Source organism: Alteromonas sp. KUL106, from assembly GCF_009811415.1.
Taxonomy (GTDB): Bacteria; Pseudomonadota; Gammaproteobacteria; order Enterobacterales; family Alteromonadaceae; genus Alteromonas.
Genome location: NZ_BLIG01000010.1, coordinates 40,293 through 56,622 on the forward strand (window position 1 = coordinate 40,293; position 16,330 = coordinate 56,622).

At 44.2% G+C, this 16,330-nt stretch carries 18 protein-coding genes; 15 read left to right on the top strand and 3 right to left on the bottom strand.

Annotated features, from left to right (window positions below):
- Positions 1-68: 68 nt before the first annotated feature.
- Complete coding sequence (locus tag GVO63_RS04590; RefSeq protein WP_159578282.1) at positions 69-1,373, top strand: alpha-amylase family glycosyl hydrolase; 1,305 nt, start codon at positions 69-71, stop codon at positions 1,371-1,373.
- 148 nt (positions 1,374-1,521) lie between these two features.
- Positions 1,522-1,740 (top strand): hypothetical protein, encoded by a 219-nt coding sequence (locus GVO63_RS04595; protein ID WP_159578283.1) that lies wholly within the window; start codon positions 1,522-1,524, stop codon positions 1,738-1,740.
- A 117-nt stretch (positions 1,741-1,857) separates the two neighbouring features.
- Here the strand turns inward: GVO63_RS04595 and GVO63_RS04600 are convergent, their stop codons facing one another.
- Both GVO63_RS04600 and GVO63_RS04605 read right to left on the bottom strand, forming a co-directional pair.
- A complete protein-coding gene (locus tag GVO63_RS04600) occupies positions 1,858-2,256 on the bottom strand; it encodes a GFA family protein (protein ID WP_159578284.1) in 399 nt (132 codons plus the stop codon).
- A gap of 44 nt (positions 2,257-2,300) precedes the next feature.
- A complete protein-coding gene (locus GVO63_RS04605; protein WP_159578285.1) occupies positions 2,301-3,359 on the bottom strand; it encodes an aromatic ring-hydroxylating dioxygenase subunit alpha in 1,059 nt (352 codons plus the stop codon).
- Positions 3,360-3,521: 162 nt separating this feature from the next.
- Here GVO63_RS04605 and GVO63_RS04610 point away from each other — a divergent pair, with 162 nt between their 5' ends.
- A complete protein-coding gene (locus GVO63_RS04610; protein ID WP_159578286.1) occupies positions 3,522-4,442 on the top strand; it encodes a cation diffusion facilitator family transporter in 921 nt (306 codons plus the stop codon).
- A gap of 134 nt (positions 4,443-4,576) precedes the next feature.
- Positions 4,577-4,996, top strand: coding sequence for a hypothetical protein (locus GVO63_RS04615; protein WP_236552058.1), 420 nt, complete (start codon positions 4,577-4,579; stop codon positions 4,994-4,996).
- A gap of 170 nt (positions 4,997-5,166) precedes the next feature.
- Here GVO63_RS04615 and GVO63_RS04620 read toward each other — a convergent pair whose 3' ends face one another.
- Entirely contained in the window at positions 5,167-5,391 is a 225-nt protein-coding gene (locus tag GVO63_RS04620) for a hypothetical protein (protein WP_159578287.1), read from the bottom strand.
- A gap of 212 nt (positions 5,392-5,603) precedes the next feature.
- Here GVO63_RS04620 and GVO63_RS04625 point away from each other — a divergent pair, with 212 nt between their 5' ends.
- From GVO63_RS04625 to GVO63_RS04675, 11 genes are all read left to right on the top strand, one after another.
- Positions 5,604-7,523, top strand: coding sequence for an ATP-dependent DNA helicase (locus GVO63_RS04625; RefSeq protein ID WP_159578288.1), 1,920 nt, complete (start codon positions 5,604-5,606; stop codon positions 7,521-7,523).
- 76 nt (positions 7,524-7,599) lie between these two features.
- The gene (tsaB, locus tag GVO63_RS04630) at positions 7,600-8,316 is read left to right on the top strand and encodes a tRNA (adenosine(37)-N6)-threonylcarbamoyltransferase complex dimerization subunit type 1 TsaB (protein WP_159578289.1); all 717 of its coding nucleotides are present in this window, start codon (positions 7,600-7,602) and stop codon (positions 8,314-8,316) included.
- A gap of 77 nt (positions 8,317-8,393) precedes the next feature.
- Positions 8,394-8,687 (top strand): hypothetical protein, encoded by a 294-nt coding sequence (locus GVO63_RS04635; RefSeq protein ID WP_159578290.1) that lies wholly within the window; start codon positions 8,394-8,396, stop codon positions 8,685-8,687.
- Between the two features lie 396 nt (positions 8,688-9,083).
- Entirely contained in the window at positions 9,084-9,776 is a 693-nt protein-coding gene (locus GVO63_RS04640) for a Slp family lipoprotein (RefSeq protein ID WP_159578291.1), read from the top strand.
- Between the two features lie 95 nt (positions 9,777-9,871).
- The gene (locus GVO63_RS04645) at positions 9,872-10,711 is read left to right on the top strand and encodes an alpha/beta fold hydrolase (protein ID WP_159578292.1); all 840 of its coding nucleotides are present in this window, start codon (positions 9,872-9,874) and stop codon (positions 10,709-10,711) included.
- Between the two features lie 121 nt (positions 10,712-10,832).
- Entirely contained in the window at positions 10,833-12,485 is a 1,653-nt protein-coding gene (gene fadD, locus GVO63_RS04650) for a long-chain-fatty-acid--CoA ligase FadD (protein ID WP_159578293.1), read from the top strand.
- A 62-nt stretch (positions 12,486-12,547) separates the two neighbouring features.
- A complete protein-coding gene (gene rnd, locus GVO63_RS04655) occupies positions 12,548-13,705 on the top strand; it encodes a ribonuclease D (RefSeq protein WP_159578294.1) in 1,158 nt (385 codons plus the stop codon).
- A gap of 57 nt (positions 13,706-13,762) precedes the next feature.
- Positions 13,763-14,059: a YcgL domain-containing protein gene (locus GVO63_RS04660; protein ID WP_159578295.1), complete on the top strand. Its 297-nt coding sequence runs from the start codon at positions 13,763-13,765 to the stop codon at positions 14,057-14,059.
- 123 nt (positions 14,060-14,182) lie between these two features.
- Positions 14,183-15,148 carry a lytic transglycosylase domain-containing protein gene (locus GVO63_RS04665; protein ID WP_236552060.1) on the top strand — a complete coding sequence of 322 codons (966 nt, stop codon included), beginning with the start codon at positions 14,183-14,185 and terminating at the stop codon, positions 15,146-15,148.
- Complete coding sequence (locus GVO63_RS04670) at positions 15,148-15,816, top strand: fumarylacetoacetate hydrolase family protein (protein WP_159578297.1); 669 nt, start codon at positions 15,148-15,150, stop codon at positions 15,814-15,816. Before GVO63_RS04665 ends, GVO63_RS04670 begins: the two co-directional genes overlap by 1 nt.
- Positions 15,813-16,307, top strand: a complete 495-nt coding sequence (locus GVO63_RS04675) for a YcgN family cysteine cluster protein (RefSeq protein WP_159578298.1) — start codon at positions 15,813-15,815, stop codon at positions 16,305-16,307. Before GVO63_RS04670 ends, GVO63_RS04675 begins: the two co-directional genes overlap by 4 nt.
- Positions 16,308-16,330: the final 23 nt, after the last annotated feature.

Here is a 16,330-nt window from a genome sequence, read left to right on the forward strand (position 1 = left end):
AGGGCTGTTCAATTCGCGCACGTAATCTATCGACCTCGTATATTCCCTAATACACAAGGAAAGATAATATGGATATCAATCCTGTTCCTCAGAAACGCTATAACGTAATCCAGCCGAATTGGTCATCTCATGCTGTCATCTATCAGGTCAACACCCGACAGTTTTCAGAAGAAGGTAATTTTGAAGGAGTGAGAAAAGGACTAGCGCATATCAAATCGTTGGGAGCGGATATTGTTTGGCTAATGCCTATACATCCCATCGGTGAAAAGAACAGGAAAGGCGAGCTTGGAAGCCCCTATGCCGTTAAAGATTACCTGGCCATTAATCCAGAATTTGGTAGTGCAGAAGATTTCAAAGCGCTGGTGGAAGAGGCGCATCGGCTGTCACTCAAAGTGATCATTGACTGGGTGCCAAACCACAGCGCATGGGATAACCCGTTAGTCGAACAACACCCCGAGTGGTACGCGAAAGATTACAAAGGGGATTTTCGTCCGTCCCCGTGGTGGGATTGGAGCGATATTATCGAATTTGATTATGAACAAATTGAACTTCGCAATTACATGATCAATGCATTGTGTTACTGGGTTGAAAAGTTCGATATAGACGGGTTTCGCTGCGACGTAGCAGGCTATGTGCCTAACGATTTTTGGCAGCAGGCCGTAGAGACGCTAAATACAATCAGACCGGTTTTCATGTTAGCGGAATGGGAGAATAGAGACCTTCACGAAAATGCGTTCAATATGACGTATGCATGGAGCTGGAACGAAACGCTCCATGAACTGGCACATGGAAGGTGTTCGCTGGATAGACTACGTAAATATTATTCGTGGAACGAGCGCAGCTGGCCTCATTCCGCCTACAGAATGACTTTCGTGAGTAATCACGACAAAAATGCCTGGGATGGCACCCAGCGCGAGCAATTTGGTAATGCACTTGAAGCCTGCATTGCGTTGTCAGTGATTGGTGAGGGCATGCCCCTCATTCACAACGGGCAAGAAGCGGGGGAAACGAAGCGTTTAGCGTTCTTTGAACGCGACCCGATACAGTGGCAAGACCATCAAATAGGCACCTTGTACCGAAGGTTAATTGCCCTTAAAAAATCCAAAGGTGTGTTAGGAAATGGTGAGTATGGGGCAAGAATGATTCAGGTGCCTAACTCAAAAATGGGCCATGTGTTTAGCTTCGTACGCTGTAGTGAACAGGAAAAAGTGTTCGTTGTGATTAACTTTTCGAGTGAGCAGGTTGATGTAAGGTTTGAAGAGCCTTTGTTTGAAGGAGACTATACGCACTGGGAGCGCAACGAGAGGCGGGCTTTCAAATCGGATTCCGTATGTCAACTTGCGCCTTGGCAGTTCGAGATATGGATAGCTTGAAGCGCTGATCGTTTGTCGTTGTCTTTTATACTAGTCCGCACATTTTAACTCTCGCTGAGTGGGCAATTATCTATGCGGATTCGTATAACTACAAAAGGTAATTGAATTTTTAAACACGTTTTATTTAATAAAAAGTGGGGGAAGTACCATGACAGCGAATGACTCAACTGAGAAAACAGAAGACCGCTCTTTGAACAATCATGCTGCGCTCAAGACTTCTATTGCAAACGGCGATGTGGAAGAGGTTAAAGCGCGACTGGAAGGGCATTCTTTAGATGAGCTAGAAAAAAGTTATCTAATCGATCTCGCTCGGCTAAGCAACAACAGTGAAATCGAAAAGTTGATAAAAGCTACACCGGAAAACTAAACGAACGTCATATGTGAATGTGCCCCTTCCAAAACAAGGAAGAGGGCACAGCTTACACCAACTCGCCTTTAGCTATTTTGAACGGTTTCGCAAAGGCGTATCTTGGTTAGGATTTTCTCACGGTAAACGCTCAAATTCTGTGATTGTTTCTAAGCATTCTTCCCACGCCGCTTTGCTTGCACAGAAAATATGTGCGGTAGGTTTCATGGGATGTTTTGTATCTAAACACCCCGCAGGTACAGCAAGCATGTTATTTGGTTGAGCGCTCGGTAGGGCTGAACCACATGTTTTACAGAAACTTTTGTGGTGCCGAGTGTTCTTAAGCACAAAGGTCGTGACTTCATTGACGCCGGATAGCCAAGTTAATGTCGCCGACTGTGAAAACAGATTGGCAGCAAAGGCTGCGCCAGTATCTTTTTGGCAATGCTTGCAGTGGCATAGGTAAAAGCTGTTGAAATCGCCCTGAATTTCAAACGCTACAGCGCCACACAAACATGACCCCTCATGACTATTCATCAAAACTCCCTCTTTTCGAAGTAACTAGCTCGTTAGCTTACAGATTACTCTGACTTCGAAAGCCAATCGTAAAAATGCGCCACACCGGCTTCTAAAAAGGGTTCGATGGGACCGTGTTCTTCCTCGCCAGATAGATACAGTGCCCGCCTTCCTTTTTCCAATAATAGGCAAGCTTCTTCATCTTCTACCGCTGTCTCAATGTAGGCTTCCTTTTCCGCAGCAAAATAATCGGGCATTTCATTATGCAGTGCTTTAGGGTAATAGAATTCAACATGGTTTACGCACGCACCTACACCCTTAGGGTAAATCGTACTAACAACAATGATGTCTGGGTACCATTCAATCATGATATTGGGATACAAAAAGCACCAAATCGCGCCATATCTTGGCAGAGACTTCCCATAACGAGCAATGAGCGCGTCTTGGAATGTACGATAATTGTCAGTCGTACGTTTTGTTAGTTCGTGACCCAGCCCTACTTTTTGTATAGAAAAATCTTCACCAAATGACCATTCGAGATCGTCGGTCTTCACAAATTGTCGTAGTCCGGGATGCATGGAATACACGTGATAATTTTCAAGGTATATCTCTACAAACGTTTTCCAATTAAATTGGTATTCGGTTGTTTCAGAACCTGCATAAAAACAATCGGTAAAGTCTAGGTATTCATCTAGTCCAAGCGAGGAGAGGTCGACGTTTGGCGCACGGCCACGGAACAGTAAACCGTTCCACAATGAAAGTGCTTCTTTTTTCAATTGTCCGTTAGGGGCATCCTTGAAGTGAGGTGTTCCCTTGAGCTGCCCCGTATTGTCATAACCCCAGCAGTGCAGTTTACACACAATATTTCGAGTTCGACCTTGTCCTTCAAGCAATTTGGCCTGACGGTGCAGACATACATTTGAAATGAGTTCATATGTATCACCTTGATTAAATAGCGCATAGCGGTCGTTATAGTGAGGCAGTACTTGATAGCTATATTTTTCAGGCACCATCAGCGAATGGCCCGCGTAAGAAAGCCCGCGAGAGAAAGCCAGCTCGATTTCTCTGCGGCTTTCATCGGCATCAAAGTAACTTTTTATAGAAGGGTGGGTAACGATTTTCATAGTTTAATGTGTGGACCTAAAACGCATCGCGTTACGTCGAAATTATATAGGCGCTATTTACCACCGAATTGATTAAAAAAATAGCAATATTTTTCCTAGACCCTCTATTTTTTTCAAAAAATCAGAGTAGAATCCGCGCACCCTAATTTGGTAGCTGTTTTCATGGACATTGGTTTCCATCATTCGGAAGAAAAGCGCCTACTAACGCTTTCTTTTTACATCGCCGGTGCCTTCGTTTTTGTGGCGCTTGGTTTTGCTATTGCAACCCGCTCTGGCGCAATTTTGTTCGACGCGGCGTACTCCTTAATTGCTTTTGTAATGTCAATGCTGACACTCAAAGTTGCGAGTCTAGTTCAGCGCCCTGACGACGACCGTTTTCATTTCGGCTATACCGCAATAGAGCCCACTCTTAACATGTTTAAGTCGCTTATTATTATTGCTACCTGTGTCTATGCCGTAGCAAACTCTATTCAGAGCGTAATGGCAGGTGGAAACGCGTCAGACTACGACATCGGCATGTTTTATGGTGTTGTAGCCACCGCAGGCTGTTTTGGTATTTCTTTCTACATGCGTGCTAAAGGAAAACATTTACTGTCAGATTTGGTCAAGGTGGATTCGCACACTTGGATGATTGATGGCGTATTGAGTGCCTCCATTTTATTTGCTTTTATTGTGGCCTACATTCTTGAGCAGACTGAATATAGAGCATTTGCGCCCTATGTTGACCCAGCTCTGCTCATTGTCCTTGGGTCGGCGATGCTACCAGTACCGTTTAAAATATTGCGAGAAAGTCTTAACGAAGTTATTAATAAAGCTCCGCCTGAGGCTATTTCCGCAGTGATAGAGAAAAAGTTTAAAAAGACTTTGGCTGACGTTCCATACGAGCACGTTGAAGTACGCATTAGTAAGCGCGGTAGAGACGTATACCTGTTGGTTCATGTCATTGTTGATGATGCGTTTTCTATCGCCACCATTGGTGAGTTAGATGAAATTAGGCTTAAATGCGAAGCTGAGATGCGGGAGTGGGACCCAGCCATTATCATGGACATTTTATTTATTAAAGATCCTGAACTGGCGGAGTGAGAAGGCTGTTTCAGACTTACTGGATTTCGTCATGGAAGCGTAACTGAATTCCATTGCCCATTGCCCATTGCCCAATGCCCGTTGGCGGATGATTGCGTATAACGCCTTCGTCAGTCGCCAACGGGAGAGCGGTGGTGCAAATACGTAAATACCTCGAAGCTCGCCTGGATATATCGGTTAACATTACCGATAATAAAATTTTTACGTTACGCGAATTAGTAATGGAAACTCAACTTCCGCTGTATAAAAAACTGCTGGTTATGTATCGCATTGAACCGGGCTGTCTCGGGCCGCAAGGTGCCGACTATGTCGAGGAGTTTTGTGTTTTTGCAAAAAAAAGGCTTAAAGACAGACACAATCATTGTTTACGATGGGCGATTAAACCACGCTACGACAAAACACGGCCTGAGCTAGAGTTTCAGATAAAAAACGCTACGCTGTCCCGCGACAATGCAGCGAGATACTTGGCAAGTTTTGATATAGAAATAGACGCGTTTGAAGAAGCCTTAGATGAAGAGTTAGCTGATATGGTAGACGCGTTTTTTGAGCGCTGATTATCCTTTCTTTTTTGTAAAAGGTATCACGTTTAAGTTTGTCCCAGAGCAAGCTATCAAATATAAAAATATAGAATGTGGTGCAGACCTGAGTCATCTATCGAACAACGAAAAAAGGCCTCGACATGTTAATCGAGGCCTTTTTTACATGCAAATAGAGTAGCGCTGAATTAGTTCAACGATGTAAGCTTAGCGTAACCCTCTGCTTCTAGTTCATCGTTCACGCATTCAAGAATAAATACATCTTCTGGCTTGCCTTTCGTGCCTTCTTCTTCAGCCACTTCTTGACAGAATTGCGTCAATTCTTCAACAAGCTCCGCTGGGGCAGTTTCTGATTCAGTTGCTATTACAGAAAACGCTAGCGCGCTTAAACCAATCAAGACTAAACCTTTCATAATTACCTCGTAAAATAGTTGAGTGTAAACACTGACGATCTGGATATTGCGCCTACTTTTAAGGTTAAAAAAGCTAATTTTTTTGTTCCACAAGACAAAATCTTTTCATCAAATAGACTCGGCACAAATGTGTAAACCTTTGATGGGCATTCAATAGGCTTTTTGGCATAATGCGCGGCTTAAATTAGAAAAGTTATGACAGCGTTTAAATCATGCCCACAATAAACAATGTATTTGCTTCAGATGGTCTTCTTGCCAGCACCATTAACGGGTTTGTGCCCCGTGAGGCGCAAACTGAAATGGCCAAGGCGGTTAAGCGCGCTATAGACACTACTGGAAGCCTTATTGTTGAAGCAGGCACGGGGACAGGAAAAACCTTTGCTTACCTTGCCCCAGCGCTGTTGAGCGATGGTAAAGCTATTGTATCGACCGGTACGAAAAACCTACAGGAGCAGTTGTTTCATCGTGATTTACCTCTTGTAAAAAAAGCGTTAGGCAGCAAGCGCAAAACTGCGCTTTTAAAAGGCCGAGCAAACTACCTTTGTCTCCACCGTCTTGCGCAACATGGCGGGAATTCAACACTTGTTGAAAAAGACGTATTAGGGCAATTATCAGAAGTGAAGCGGTGGTCTAGTACCACAAAAACCGGCGATATGGGCGAGCTTAAGACCCTTCCAGAAGACGCACGCGTTCTGCCGCTGGTGACGTCTACTGTGGACAACTGTTTGGGACGGGACTGTCCCGATTATGAAGATTGTTATCTAGTTAAAGCACGTAGAAAGGCGTTAGATGCCGACATTATTGTGGTTAATCACCATCTGTTTTTTGCCGATATGGCCCTTAAGGATACGGGCTTTGGTGAACTCATTCCTGAAGCTGACGCAATCATATTCGACGAAGCTCATCAAATTCCTGATATCGCCAGTGATTACTTTGGCGAATCGCTTTCAACAAGACAAATCCACGATATTGCCAAAGACATTACTCTGCTGTTTAGAACGGTGCTAAAAGACGCTGGTCAGTTAGATAAAGCGGCAGACAAATGTAGAATGATCGCGTCTGATTTGCGACTGTTGTTTCCTGATACCGCAGAACGAGGTAATTGGGCTGAAGCATTAGATCGTGACGATGTGCGCATGCAGGTGGGCAAGCTTGCTGAAGCGTTAGGTGTGTTGCACGAAGTATGTAAGCTGCATATCGGTCGGGATAAAGACTTAGATAACATGTACGAGCGTGTTGTCGCGGCAAGAGAGCAGTTAGATGCGTTAAGTGACAATAAGCAAGAAAATGTGAGTTTGTGGTATGAGACAACCCAACGCCATTTAATCATGCACCTGACGCCACTATCGATAGCAGCGAAGTTTAGGCGCTTTGTATCTTCCCCCCCTCGTGGCTGGATTTTTACGTCGGCAACCTTAATGGTTAACGGCGGCTTCGACCATTTTCAGCGCCGAATGGGGCTTGAAGATGCAGAAACACTAGGCTTAGATAGCCCGTTCAATTATCCAGAACAAGCCATGCTTTGTGTACCTCGCTATTTGCCTGAGCCGAATAGTTATGCCATGCGAGAGACCTTGCTTGAAACGGCCAAGCGACTGATAAAAGCAAGCCGTGGTAGATGTTTCCTCCTTTTTACCAGCCACGCCATGTTAAGAGAAATCGCCCAGAAGCTAGAGGATGAAATAGATAATCCATTGCTTGTACAGGGCACAACGACAAAACAAGCGCTGCTTGACGCCTATTTAGCTGATGAAAAAGCGGTGCTGATGGGGACCGGCGCATTTTGGGAAGGCGTAGACGTAAGAGGGAACGATCTTGTCTGCGTTATGATTGATAAGCTTCCTTTTGCATCACCCGATGATCCACTGCTTCAAGCGCGTATGGAAGATGTGAAAAAACGCGGGGCCAATCCATTTGGCGTTATTCAGATCCCACAGGCTGTTATCACGCTAAAGCAAGGCGCGGGGCGCTTAATTCGGGATCCCTCAGATAAAGGTGTACTGGTTATTTGTGACAATCGTTTAGTCACGAAACCATATGCCAAAACTTTTGTGGGAAGTTTGCCCGATATGAAACGTACAAGAAGCCTAGATGAAGTGGAAAAATTTTTAGCCGGCATTGATGAGGCCTAAGTTAACGTCCTAGATATCGCCTTTTCTATGAACAAAAGCAGAAGTCGAAGATAGGTACACAATACAAGAGACATACATGAATATTTTAGCGATAGATACGGCAACCGAAGCGTGTTCAGTAGCACTGCAATACAAGGGGAGTACCATTACCCGCTTTGAAATATGCCCGCAGCAGCATAGTCAGCGTTTACTTCCTATGGTCGACGAGGTGTTGAAAGAAGCGAATATCACGTTAAATGACCTAGGTTTACTTGCATTTGGGCGAGGCCCAGGCAGTTTTACCGGCGTTCGCATAGCGACTGGAATGATCCAAGGTTTGGCACTGGGCACAGGTCTGAAGGTTGCAGGTATAAGTACACTTGAAGCCATGGCGATAGAGACTGTGCACAAAGGTGAATATGAAAGTGCACTTATCGCTGTAGCATCGGATGCACGTATGGATGAAGTTTACTTTGCTGTGTATTCTCAAACACCACACGGTCTATGCCAAATCGTTGGTGAGCAGGTTTGTTCGCCAGAGTTAGCTATAGAGCAACTTAATGCGTTGGACCCACAGCCGAGTGACAATGTTGTGACTGCAGGCACAGGTTGGAGTGCTTATGAAGCGCTAAGTGAGTGGCGTTCAAACGCCTCTTTGGAAAAAGGTGAGGGTGTTTGCTTCCCTAACGCAGAATTTATGCTTGGTCTCGCTTTTAAAGCGCATGAAGCGGATGATGTGTTCGATGCGATCAATGTTGAGCCTGTGTATCTTCGAGATAAAGTGACGTGGAAAAAGTTGCCCGGAAGAGAATAATCTAAAAAGCGGAGTTGCAGTGCGACTGCGCTCCGATATTGTCGTATGTGGTATAAAATTTGCCTCGAAAATGACGTATGATTATTAACAACAGTTTCGCTTTACCGTCCTCTGAGCCGTCTCAAGGTCGAGTAGCAAAGATTAATAAAGATCCTGAGCAACAGAGCAAAGGACAAGGGGAATCGTCTGCTAGGGCGATTGTTGTCGCGCCCGATCAACAGGGCACAGACAATGCGAAAGCCTATCAGCAATTCATTAGAGAGGACGGCAAAAATTATTCGCAAAACGCTATCGCTTCTTATACCAGTTTTGAGAAACAAGCGCAGCGAGAGTCCATTCAATCGATGTTCGGCGTTGATATTTACGCTTAAAACTCAGCTTTTATAACGTTCACTATAAACGTTGCTCAAACCTCGATGGTGCAGACCCTGCCACACCTACTTTCAACGTGAAGCTTATACCGGATTGGTATTACATTTTATTTAAATGCCATTTCATCGTTGAACAAATATCTGAAAACTCTCTCTAAGTATCAGTAAATCTGGTGTTAGTGTAATTGTCATTGAACGACAGTGGTTGTCACATCGTATTAATGCTAATGTTTAGATTGCTTGTGCGTGTTTTTCTTTTCAAGTTAAAGAGATACGAAAAACTACCTGTAAATTTGCTAAAGAAAATTCACCGCTTTTTATAGTGAAATTCAAGGTTTGCTTTGATTAAGTGCAGTAAGAGTGCAGCATTTTTTAAGGGTTTAAAGGAGCGCTTTAATGTCTCGTTATTTAGTTTTACTTACAGTCTTCTTATTTTCGGGCTGTTCCATTGTGCCCGACAGCATTGATGTGCCGGAAGGAACTCAATTAGTTAGCTATTCAAAGGCGGTAACGTCGGGGGCCAATGCGCAGGGGCAAAAAGCGCGCTGGGGCGGTCTGATTGTCGGTGTAGAAAATAAACCCGACAAAACCTTTATCGAACTCGCCCATTTTCCCTTAAATCACTATGGAAAGCCTGGCACAAGTGGTGAAACCTCAGGCCGGTTTAAAGTACAAATTGACGGCTTTGTTGACCCTATCGTATTCGAAGAAGGGCGTTCAGCAACTTTTCTGGGTACGATTACTGCTCCTACAATGGGAATGGTAGGAGAGCAGCCCTACATTTACCCCACTATCGTTGCTGACGATTACCATATGTGGCGGGACCGCGATGTTTACCATATGGATACGTTTGCGTTTAATAATTTCACCGGGTGGTATTCTCCATTCTGGGGGGGAATGGGCCCATTTTATCACCCGTTTGGGTGGCGAAATTGGGGGTGGGGACACCCTGGGTTTAACCACACCCGTATTATTCGCTACAGTAACGCACCAAGTCGTTCCGTAATGCCGAGCCCGAGGAAAGAAAACCCTAAACCTCAGAGCAGAGGGACGCGTTCAGGCAATCAGACTGACCAGCAAAGGAAATAATAGATTTGGCAGGGGGCGGCATATTATTGCCGCCTTTTTTGTTTTACTCTTACAAAGATGGAATAGAGCGGCAACTGTTTGCCGAAGGGAACGCTATGATTGAAACAGAATTTAATGTTGGTCCTCTCACGTTAGCTGCGTTGGACAATGAAGGAGGCGGTAAAGTCGTTATCGGGCTTCATGGTTTTTTGGACAATGCTGAAAGTCTAAGATTATTGGCTCCGTATTTACAACGTCATCGTTTTATAGCGCTCGACCTTGCGGGGCACGGTCGTTCAGGTCACAGAGCCGCTGGAGCGCATTACAATCAAGCTGACTACCTGCAAGACCTTTATGCATTGATTGAATCTCAAGGGTGGGACGACGTCATTTTATTGGGTCACTCTCTTGGCGGAATTTTGGCAAGTTTGTTTGCAGCATTGTTTCCAGAAAAAGTATCAGCAGTAATTAGCATTGATGCATGTGGACCACTTACTGAAACAGAAGAGACAACGCCATCGCAGATGCGTGAGGCAATAATTAGCCGTCACGGTAAATCTCGCAATAAACTTCGTCTGGTCGATTTAGACGACGCGGTGAAAGCAAGATGTAAAATATCAGATATCCCCGAGGAACATGCGCGTTCAATTCTAGCGAGAAATCTAACGCAAGATGCAGGTGGGCATTGTTTTTGGTCTAGTGACCCAAGACTTCGCACAAAATCGACATTAAGGCTTACAGAAAAACAGGCAGAATCGCTGATGCGTGCTATTGTATGTCCGGTACTTTTCATTGGTGCTTCTAACAGTTTCAAAAAGCTCGACAGTGTCTTTCCAAAAAGAAAAGAATGGTTCTTAAATGCACAGTTCGCGCAATTTGTAGGCGGTCACCACATTCACATGGAAAATACTGACGATATAGGGGTACTAATACGTCAATTTGTTGAGCAATTGTAAATTGTACCGTTTATTTTTTTTTACACTTCCTATACTATTCGCAAGTTATCAGACCAGTTACGTGAACGCGGCTCCCCATGCGTTCATCAAATAGTATAAGAATAAAGTAGAGGAGGTTTTGGTGGAAAAAACCTGGCTTAAGCATTACGACCCTCGCGTTTCCGCAGAAATTGATGCCGATCGTTACGCATCTGTAGTAGACATTTTCGAGCAGTCAGTAAAAAAGTTTAAAAATAAAGAAGCCTTCATTAACATGGGGCATTCAATCACGTTTGACGAGCTAGATGTTTTGTCGGCGCAGTTTGCTGCTTATTTACAAGCAAGCGGATTGAAGCGTGGTGACGCGGTGGCAATCATGATGCCTAACCTACTTCAATATCCGGTCGCCATGTTCGGTATTTTGCGCGCTGGAATGGTTGTTGTTAATGTTAATCCTCTATACACCGCCCGTGAACTGAAGCATCAGCTTAATGATGCCAATGCCAAAGCCATTGTGATCGTTGAAAACTTCGCGTGTACCCTTGAAGAGGTTATTGCAGAGACCAATCTACAAGAGGTCTTTTTAACCGCGCTTGGTGACATGTTACCAGCACCTAAACGCTGGATAGTTAACGCAGTCGTCAAATACGTCAAAAAGATGGTGCCTTCGTTTAATTTACCTGAGACTACTTCGTTCATGTCTGCGGTTAAAAAGGGCGAGTCTCTAGAATATAAGCGTCCTGAAATTGAGAGTGGCGATTTAGCGTTTCTTCAATATACCGGTGGAACGACAGGAGTATCGAAAGGCGCAATGCTCACGCACCGCAATATGGTGGCCAATCTCGAACAGGTGTCAGGTATTCTCGAAACGGTTATTGAAGAAGGTGAAGACTTCGTTGTCACCGCACTTCCGCTCTACCATATCTTTGCGTTACTGGCGAATTGTCTCATGTTCGTGAAATATGGCTGCCGTAACTTGCTGATTACAAACCCTCGCGATATGCCTGCTTTTGTTAACGAGTTAAGTAAGTACCCATTTACCATTCTCCCTGGTGTAAACACACTCTTTAATGGGCTTCTAAATACTCCAGGGTTCGACGAACTAGATTTTAGTAAGTTTAAGTTTGGTTTAGGCGGCGGTATGGCCGTTCAGCGTCCGGTTGCTGAGAAATGGGAAAAAGTCACTGGTACAGTACTTCTGGAAGGTTACGGACTGACTGAGTGCTCACCCGTTGTCGCGGTAAACCCACCTCAAATTGAAGCCTACAAAGGCGCTATCGGTATGCCCGTTCCATCGACGGATATCAAACTTCTCGATGATGATGGTAACCCTGTCGAAAAAGGTGAGCCGGGTGAATTGTGGGTAAAAGGCCCTCAAGTGATGAAGGGGTACTTAAACCGTCCTGAAGCGACAGACGACATTCTAAAAGATGGGTGGCTCGCTACCGGCGATATAGCAACGGTAGATGATGAAGGTTACTTCTATATTGTTGACCGTAAAAAGGATATGATCCTAGTATCAGGTTTTAACGTGTTTCCTAACGAAATAGAAGAAGTAGCTGCAATGCATGAAAACATTGTTGAAGCTGCAGCCGTTGGGGTTCCCCATGAAGTCAGTGGCGAAGTTGTTAAGTTGTTTGTGGTTAAGAACAATGACTCGCTGACAGAAAAAGACGTTATCGCGCACTGCCGTAACCACCTAACGGGTTATAAAGTGCCTAAGCAAGTTGTTTTCAAAGACGACTTACCCAAAACCAATGTAGGTAAAATTCTGCGTCGGGAGCTTCGAGACTAATTTCTTTGAAATAGTTTTGTGAAAGCCGGCGTTAGCCGGCTTTTTTATTACTGTGCAAAAATATGCAATATCAATTAATTACGACATTTGAACAATTAGATAAGGTGTGCTCAGCTGCGCAGCGTCAAGAGGCTGTGGCTTTAGACACCGAGTTCGTAAGAACAAGAACACTCACGCCTCATTTAGGACTCATTCAACTCTATGATGGGCACCAGCTTGTGCTTATCGACCCGCTTGCCATTGACAATATGCAGCCATTTATCGCGCTGTTAGAAAATACAGAAGTGGTTAAGGTGCTTCATTCATGTTCAGAAGATATGGAAGCTTTCTTAACCGCATTTGATACTGTACCAACACCTGTGTTTGACACTCAGTTAGCAGGAAGTATGTTGGACATGGGCCCCTCCCTAGGCTATGCCAAGCTGGTGGAGCTTCTCTGCGATATTGCCTTAGACAAGGGCGAATCGCGCACTGACTGGTTAGCCAGACCGCTCAGGGAGGCCCAACTTAGCTATGCTGCTAACGACGTACTTTATCTACTTCCATGTTACCAACAGCTCGCAATTAGAGTGCAGGAAATGGGCAAGGTACACTGGATTTATCAAGAGATAGATTTGTTAGTACAAAAAAAGCGCGCACAAATGCCCGAAGACTTTGCTTATTTGAGTATAAAGAACAATTGGCGCCTGAACAGTGAGCAACTTACCGTACTACAGGCTTTGGCTGCTTGGCGCTTGAATATGGCAAGAAAGAAAGACTTAGCGCTAAATTTTGTTTTTAAAGAAGGGCACTTGTTTGAAGCCGCGCAGCGACTCATAGACAACAAATCTGCTCTGTCACGAATTAATGGCGTGAACCACCAGTCGGTCAGGCGTTATGGCGATACCATCATCATGCTGATTGAAGAGGCAAGGGCAAAGTATGCTCAAACGCCGGAAAAGCTTAGGTTGCCTGTCGTATTGCGACTTATCGATGTGGCTAAATATAAAAAGACACTTGCTGAGCTCAAAGATATTAGCGAACAAATTGCAAAAGACAATGGGGTTAATGCTGACGTAATAGCCTCTAAAAAGCAGTTGAATCAGCTGCTTAAATGGTACTGGTTTTCGGTGGACGAAACGCGTGTTCAGGGCCTAAAACCCGATGTGCTTTCTACGTGGAGAGAGCCTTTGTTTCGTCCTCATGTTGAACGACTTCTAGGCGATGCTCCATCCCAATAGTGTAAAGTAATCATACGTTTAAACACATTCAGTCTAACGCGAAGAGAGTAAAAACTTATGTTATGCGCTGTATATAAAACAAGAAAAAAAGAGGGCATGTATTTGTATGTGCCTAAGAAAGACCATTTTGAGGATGTACCAAAGCCGCTTATGGATATGTTTGGTCGTCCAGAGTTAGTGACCATTCTTGCATTAGATAAGCACGAGCGTTTAGGTGTCGTTGATAAACAAAAGTTAGTTGATGAGCTTAAAGATAAAGGGTTCTATCTTCAGGTGCCGCCAAAAGAAGAAAACCTCCTCGAAACACATAGAGAGTCATTAGGGCTTTCTAAAATGCCTGATAAAAAGTTTTAAATAGTTATGTTATTTAATGCAGTAAATTGTTCGTTTATTTATCTTAAAAAAGTGAGATTGAGAAAAACCTTCGCGCCCAATTCTCGAAAACGTAACCTTTCTTCGCCTTTATCAAGTATTGTGATGTTGTTTGCATTATTGCTTCAAGGCACGGCGCAAGCGAACGTTCAGAACGATCTCACTGAAGAAGGCTTTATAGCTTACGTGGCCAAGTTAAAGGAAGAAGCCCTTGATAAGGGGATAGACAAAGGCAAATTAGATGAGGCGTTTGCCGCGATTACGTTTAGACCTACCGTCGTAACGTCTGACAAAAACCAGCCAGAGAAAAAGATAACACTTGATGACTACTTAGCTTCGCGGGTCCCGGATTGGAAAGTCAAACAAGCGGTTGAAAAGTATAATAAACACAAAGCCTTACTTGATAAAATTGCTGGCGAATATGGTGTTCAAGCTAGATTTATAGTGGCCCTTTGGGGCAATGAGTCGAACTTTGGTAAAATTCAGGGTAATTATAGTGTGCTGTCTGCGTTGGCTTCCCTAGCGTATGAAGGGCGCAGAGAAAAGCTGTTTAAAGACAACTTTTTTGCTGCATTGGAAATCATAGATAAAGGGCATGCTGACGTTAATACTCTGAAAGGTTCTTGGGCAGGTGCTATGGGGCAGACGCAATTTATGCCTATTTCGTTTCTTAATTACGCTGTAGATTATAATGGCGATGGCAAGAAAGATATCTGGGGCACCGAAGCCGATGTTTTTGCCTCTATTGCAAACTACCTGTCATCTGAAGGATGGAGCTCTGAGGGCACGTGGGGTAGGCAAGTCAAACTTTCTCGCGTAGTGCCGATATCGGGGTTAGCCAAAGCCAACATGAAGCCGCTGTCCTATTGGAAAGCAAAGGGCGTAACACGTTTCGATGGAAGCGAACTTCCCAATGTTGATATCGATGCCTCGCTTATCATGCCTGACGGTGAAAAAGGGCGGGTTTACTTGGTGTATGATAATTTCCATACACTGATGAAGTGGAACCGCTCGTCGTATTTTGGCGTTTCTGTTGGTTATCTTTCTGAACGAATAAAGCGAGGATACTGATGCCTTATTATCATATTGATATGCAAGGTAACGAGATTGAATTACCGGTTACTAAGGTGGTTTGCATTGGTCGCAATTACCTTGATCATATTCAAGAAATGCATTCTGCCGTGCCCGAAGCGCCCTTACTTTTCATGAAGCCCAAAGCGGCGCTGTGTCACATGCACGATAATATTGTGATCCCCACCGATAAAGGGGAGTGTCACAACGAACTAGAAGTCTCAGTTTTACTGAAGTCACCGTTAAAAAACGCCAGTGAAGACGAAGCAAAGGCCGCAATTTGGGGGATAGGGTTAGGTCTTGATCTTACTCTTCGCGACGTCCAAGCAGCATTGAAAAAACAAGGTCAACCTTGGGAAAGGGCAAAGTCATTTGACAACAGCGCGCCATTGTCTGGCTTTATACCTTTTCACTTAGTCGATAATCTTGATGATTTACGGTTTAGTTTAACGATAAATGATGATGTTCGACAAAAAGGTCATACGGAATTAATGCTCCACAAAATCATTCCGCTTATTGCTCATATGTCTTCTGTATTTACCCTTGACTGCGGGGATGTGATTTTAACCGGGACACCTAAAGGGGTGGGCAAGTTAATGCCCTCTGACACCGTTATCGCATCGCTAGAAAATTATCTTACCGTCAACACAGAGGTAGTCGCAGAATGACAGTTGCGTTTTGGGAAACCAAATCTTTGGAAGAGATGACTCAAAATGAGTGGGAGTCACTATGTGATGGCTGCGGAAAATGCTGTCTGCAAAAGTTTATTGATGATGATGCCGTCGAGGAATACGAAGTTACTGATCACATCAATGATAACGAGAAAATACATTATACGAACATCGTTTGCTCATATTTAAACACAAAAAAGTGCGAGTGCACTCAATATGAAAGACGAACAGAGCTTGTACCTGATTGCGTTAAACTGACGAAAGAGAACCTTAAAGATATCTTCTTTATGCCAAACAGCTGCGCCTATCGAAGACTCTATGAGGGAAGGGGGCTACCTTCATGGCATCCTTTGCTCAACAAGGGTAAAAAGCACGTAATGCATGCGAAAGGGATGTCGGTGCGCAATAAAACCGTGTTTGAGTCAGATGTAGATCTCAATAATTTTGAAGACTACATCGCTATCTGGCCTCTCGAAGATTTAGATTAAGCCTAGGGCATAGTGGTACAACA

Excerpts from the sequence above, each read along its gene's own strand:
- GVO63_RS04590 (WP_159578282.1), top strand. The coding sequence starts at position 69 with ATGGATATCAATCCTGTTCCTCAGAAACGCTATAACGTAATCCAGCCG.
- GVO63_RS04595 (WP_159578283.1), top strand. The coding sequence starts at position 1,522 with ATGACAGCGAATGACTCAACTGAGAAAACAGAAGACCGCTCTTTGAAC.
- GVO63_RS04600 (WP_159578284.1), bottom strand. The coding sequence starts at position 2,256 with ATGAATAGTCATGAGGGGTCATGTTTGTGTGGCGCTGTAGCGTTTGAA.
- GVO63_RS04605 (WP_159578285.1), bottom strand. The coding sequence starts at position 3,359 with ATGAAAATCGTTACCCACCCTTCTATAAAAAGTTACTTTGATGCCGAT.
- GVO63_RS04610 (WP_159578286.1), top strand. The coding sequence starts at position 3,522 with ATGGACATTGGTTTCCATCATTCGGAAGAAAAGCGCCTACTAACGCTT.
- GVO63_RS04620 (WP_159578287.1), bottom strand. The coding sequence starts at position 5,391 with ATGAAAGGTTTAGTCTTGATTGGTTTAAGCGCGCTAGCGTTTTCTGTA.
- GVO63_RS04625 (WP_159578288.1), top strand. The coding sequence starts at position 5,604 with ATGCCCACAATAAACAATGTATTTGCTTCAGATGGTCTTCTTGCCAGC.
- tsaB (WP_159578289.1), top strand. The coding sequence starts at position 7,600 with ATGAATATTTTAGCGATAGATACGGCAACCGAAGCGTGTTCAGTAGCA.
- GVO63_RS04635 (WP_159578290.1), top strand. The coding sequence starts at position 8,394 with ATGATTATTAACAACAGTTTCGCTTTACCGTCCTCTGAGCCGTCTCAA.
- GVO63_RS04640 (WP_159578291.1), top strand. The coding sequence starts at position 9,084 with ATGTCTCGTTATTTAGTTTTACTTACAGTCTTCTTATTTTCGGGCTGT.
- GVO63_RS04645 (WP_159578292.1), top strand. The coding sequence starts at position 9,872 with ATGATTGAAACAGAATTTAATGTTGGTCCTCTCACGTTAGCTGCGTTG.
- rnd (WP_159578294.1), top strand. The coding sequence starts at position 12,548 with ATGCAATATCAATTAATTACGACATTTGAACAATTAGATAAGGTGTGC.
- GVO63_RS04660 (WP_159578295.1), top strand. The coding sequence starts at position 13,763 with ATGTTATGCGCTGTATATAAAACAAGAAAAAAAGAGGGCATGTATTTG.
- GVO63_RS04665 (WP_236552060.1), top strand. The coding sequence starts at position 14,183 with ATGTTGTTTGCATTATTGCTTCAAGGCACGGCGCAAGCGAACGTTCAG.
- GVO63_RS04670 (WP_159578297.1), top strand. The coding sequence starts at position 15,148 with ATGCCTTATTATCATATTGATATGCAAGGTAACGAGATTGAATTACCG.
- GVO63_RS04675 (WP_159578298.1), top strand. The coding sequence starts at position 15,813 with ATGACAGTTGCGTTTTGGGAAACCAAATCTTTGGAAGAGATGACTCAA.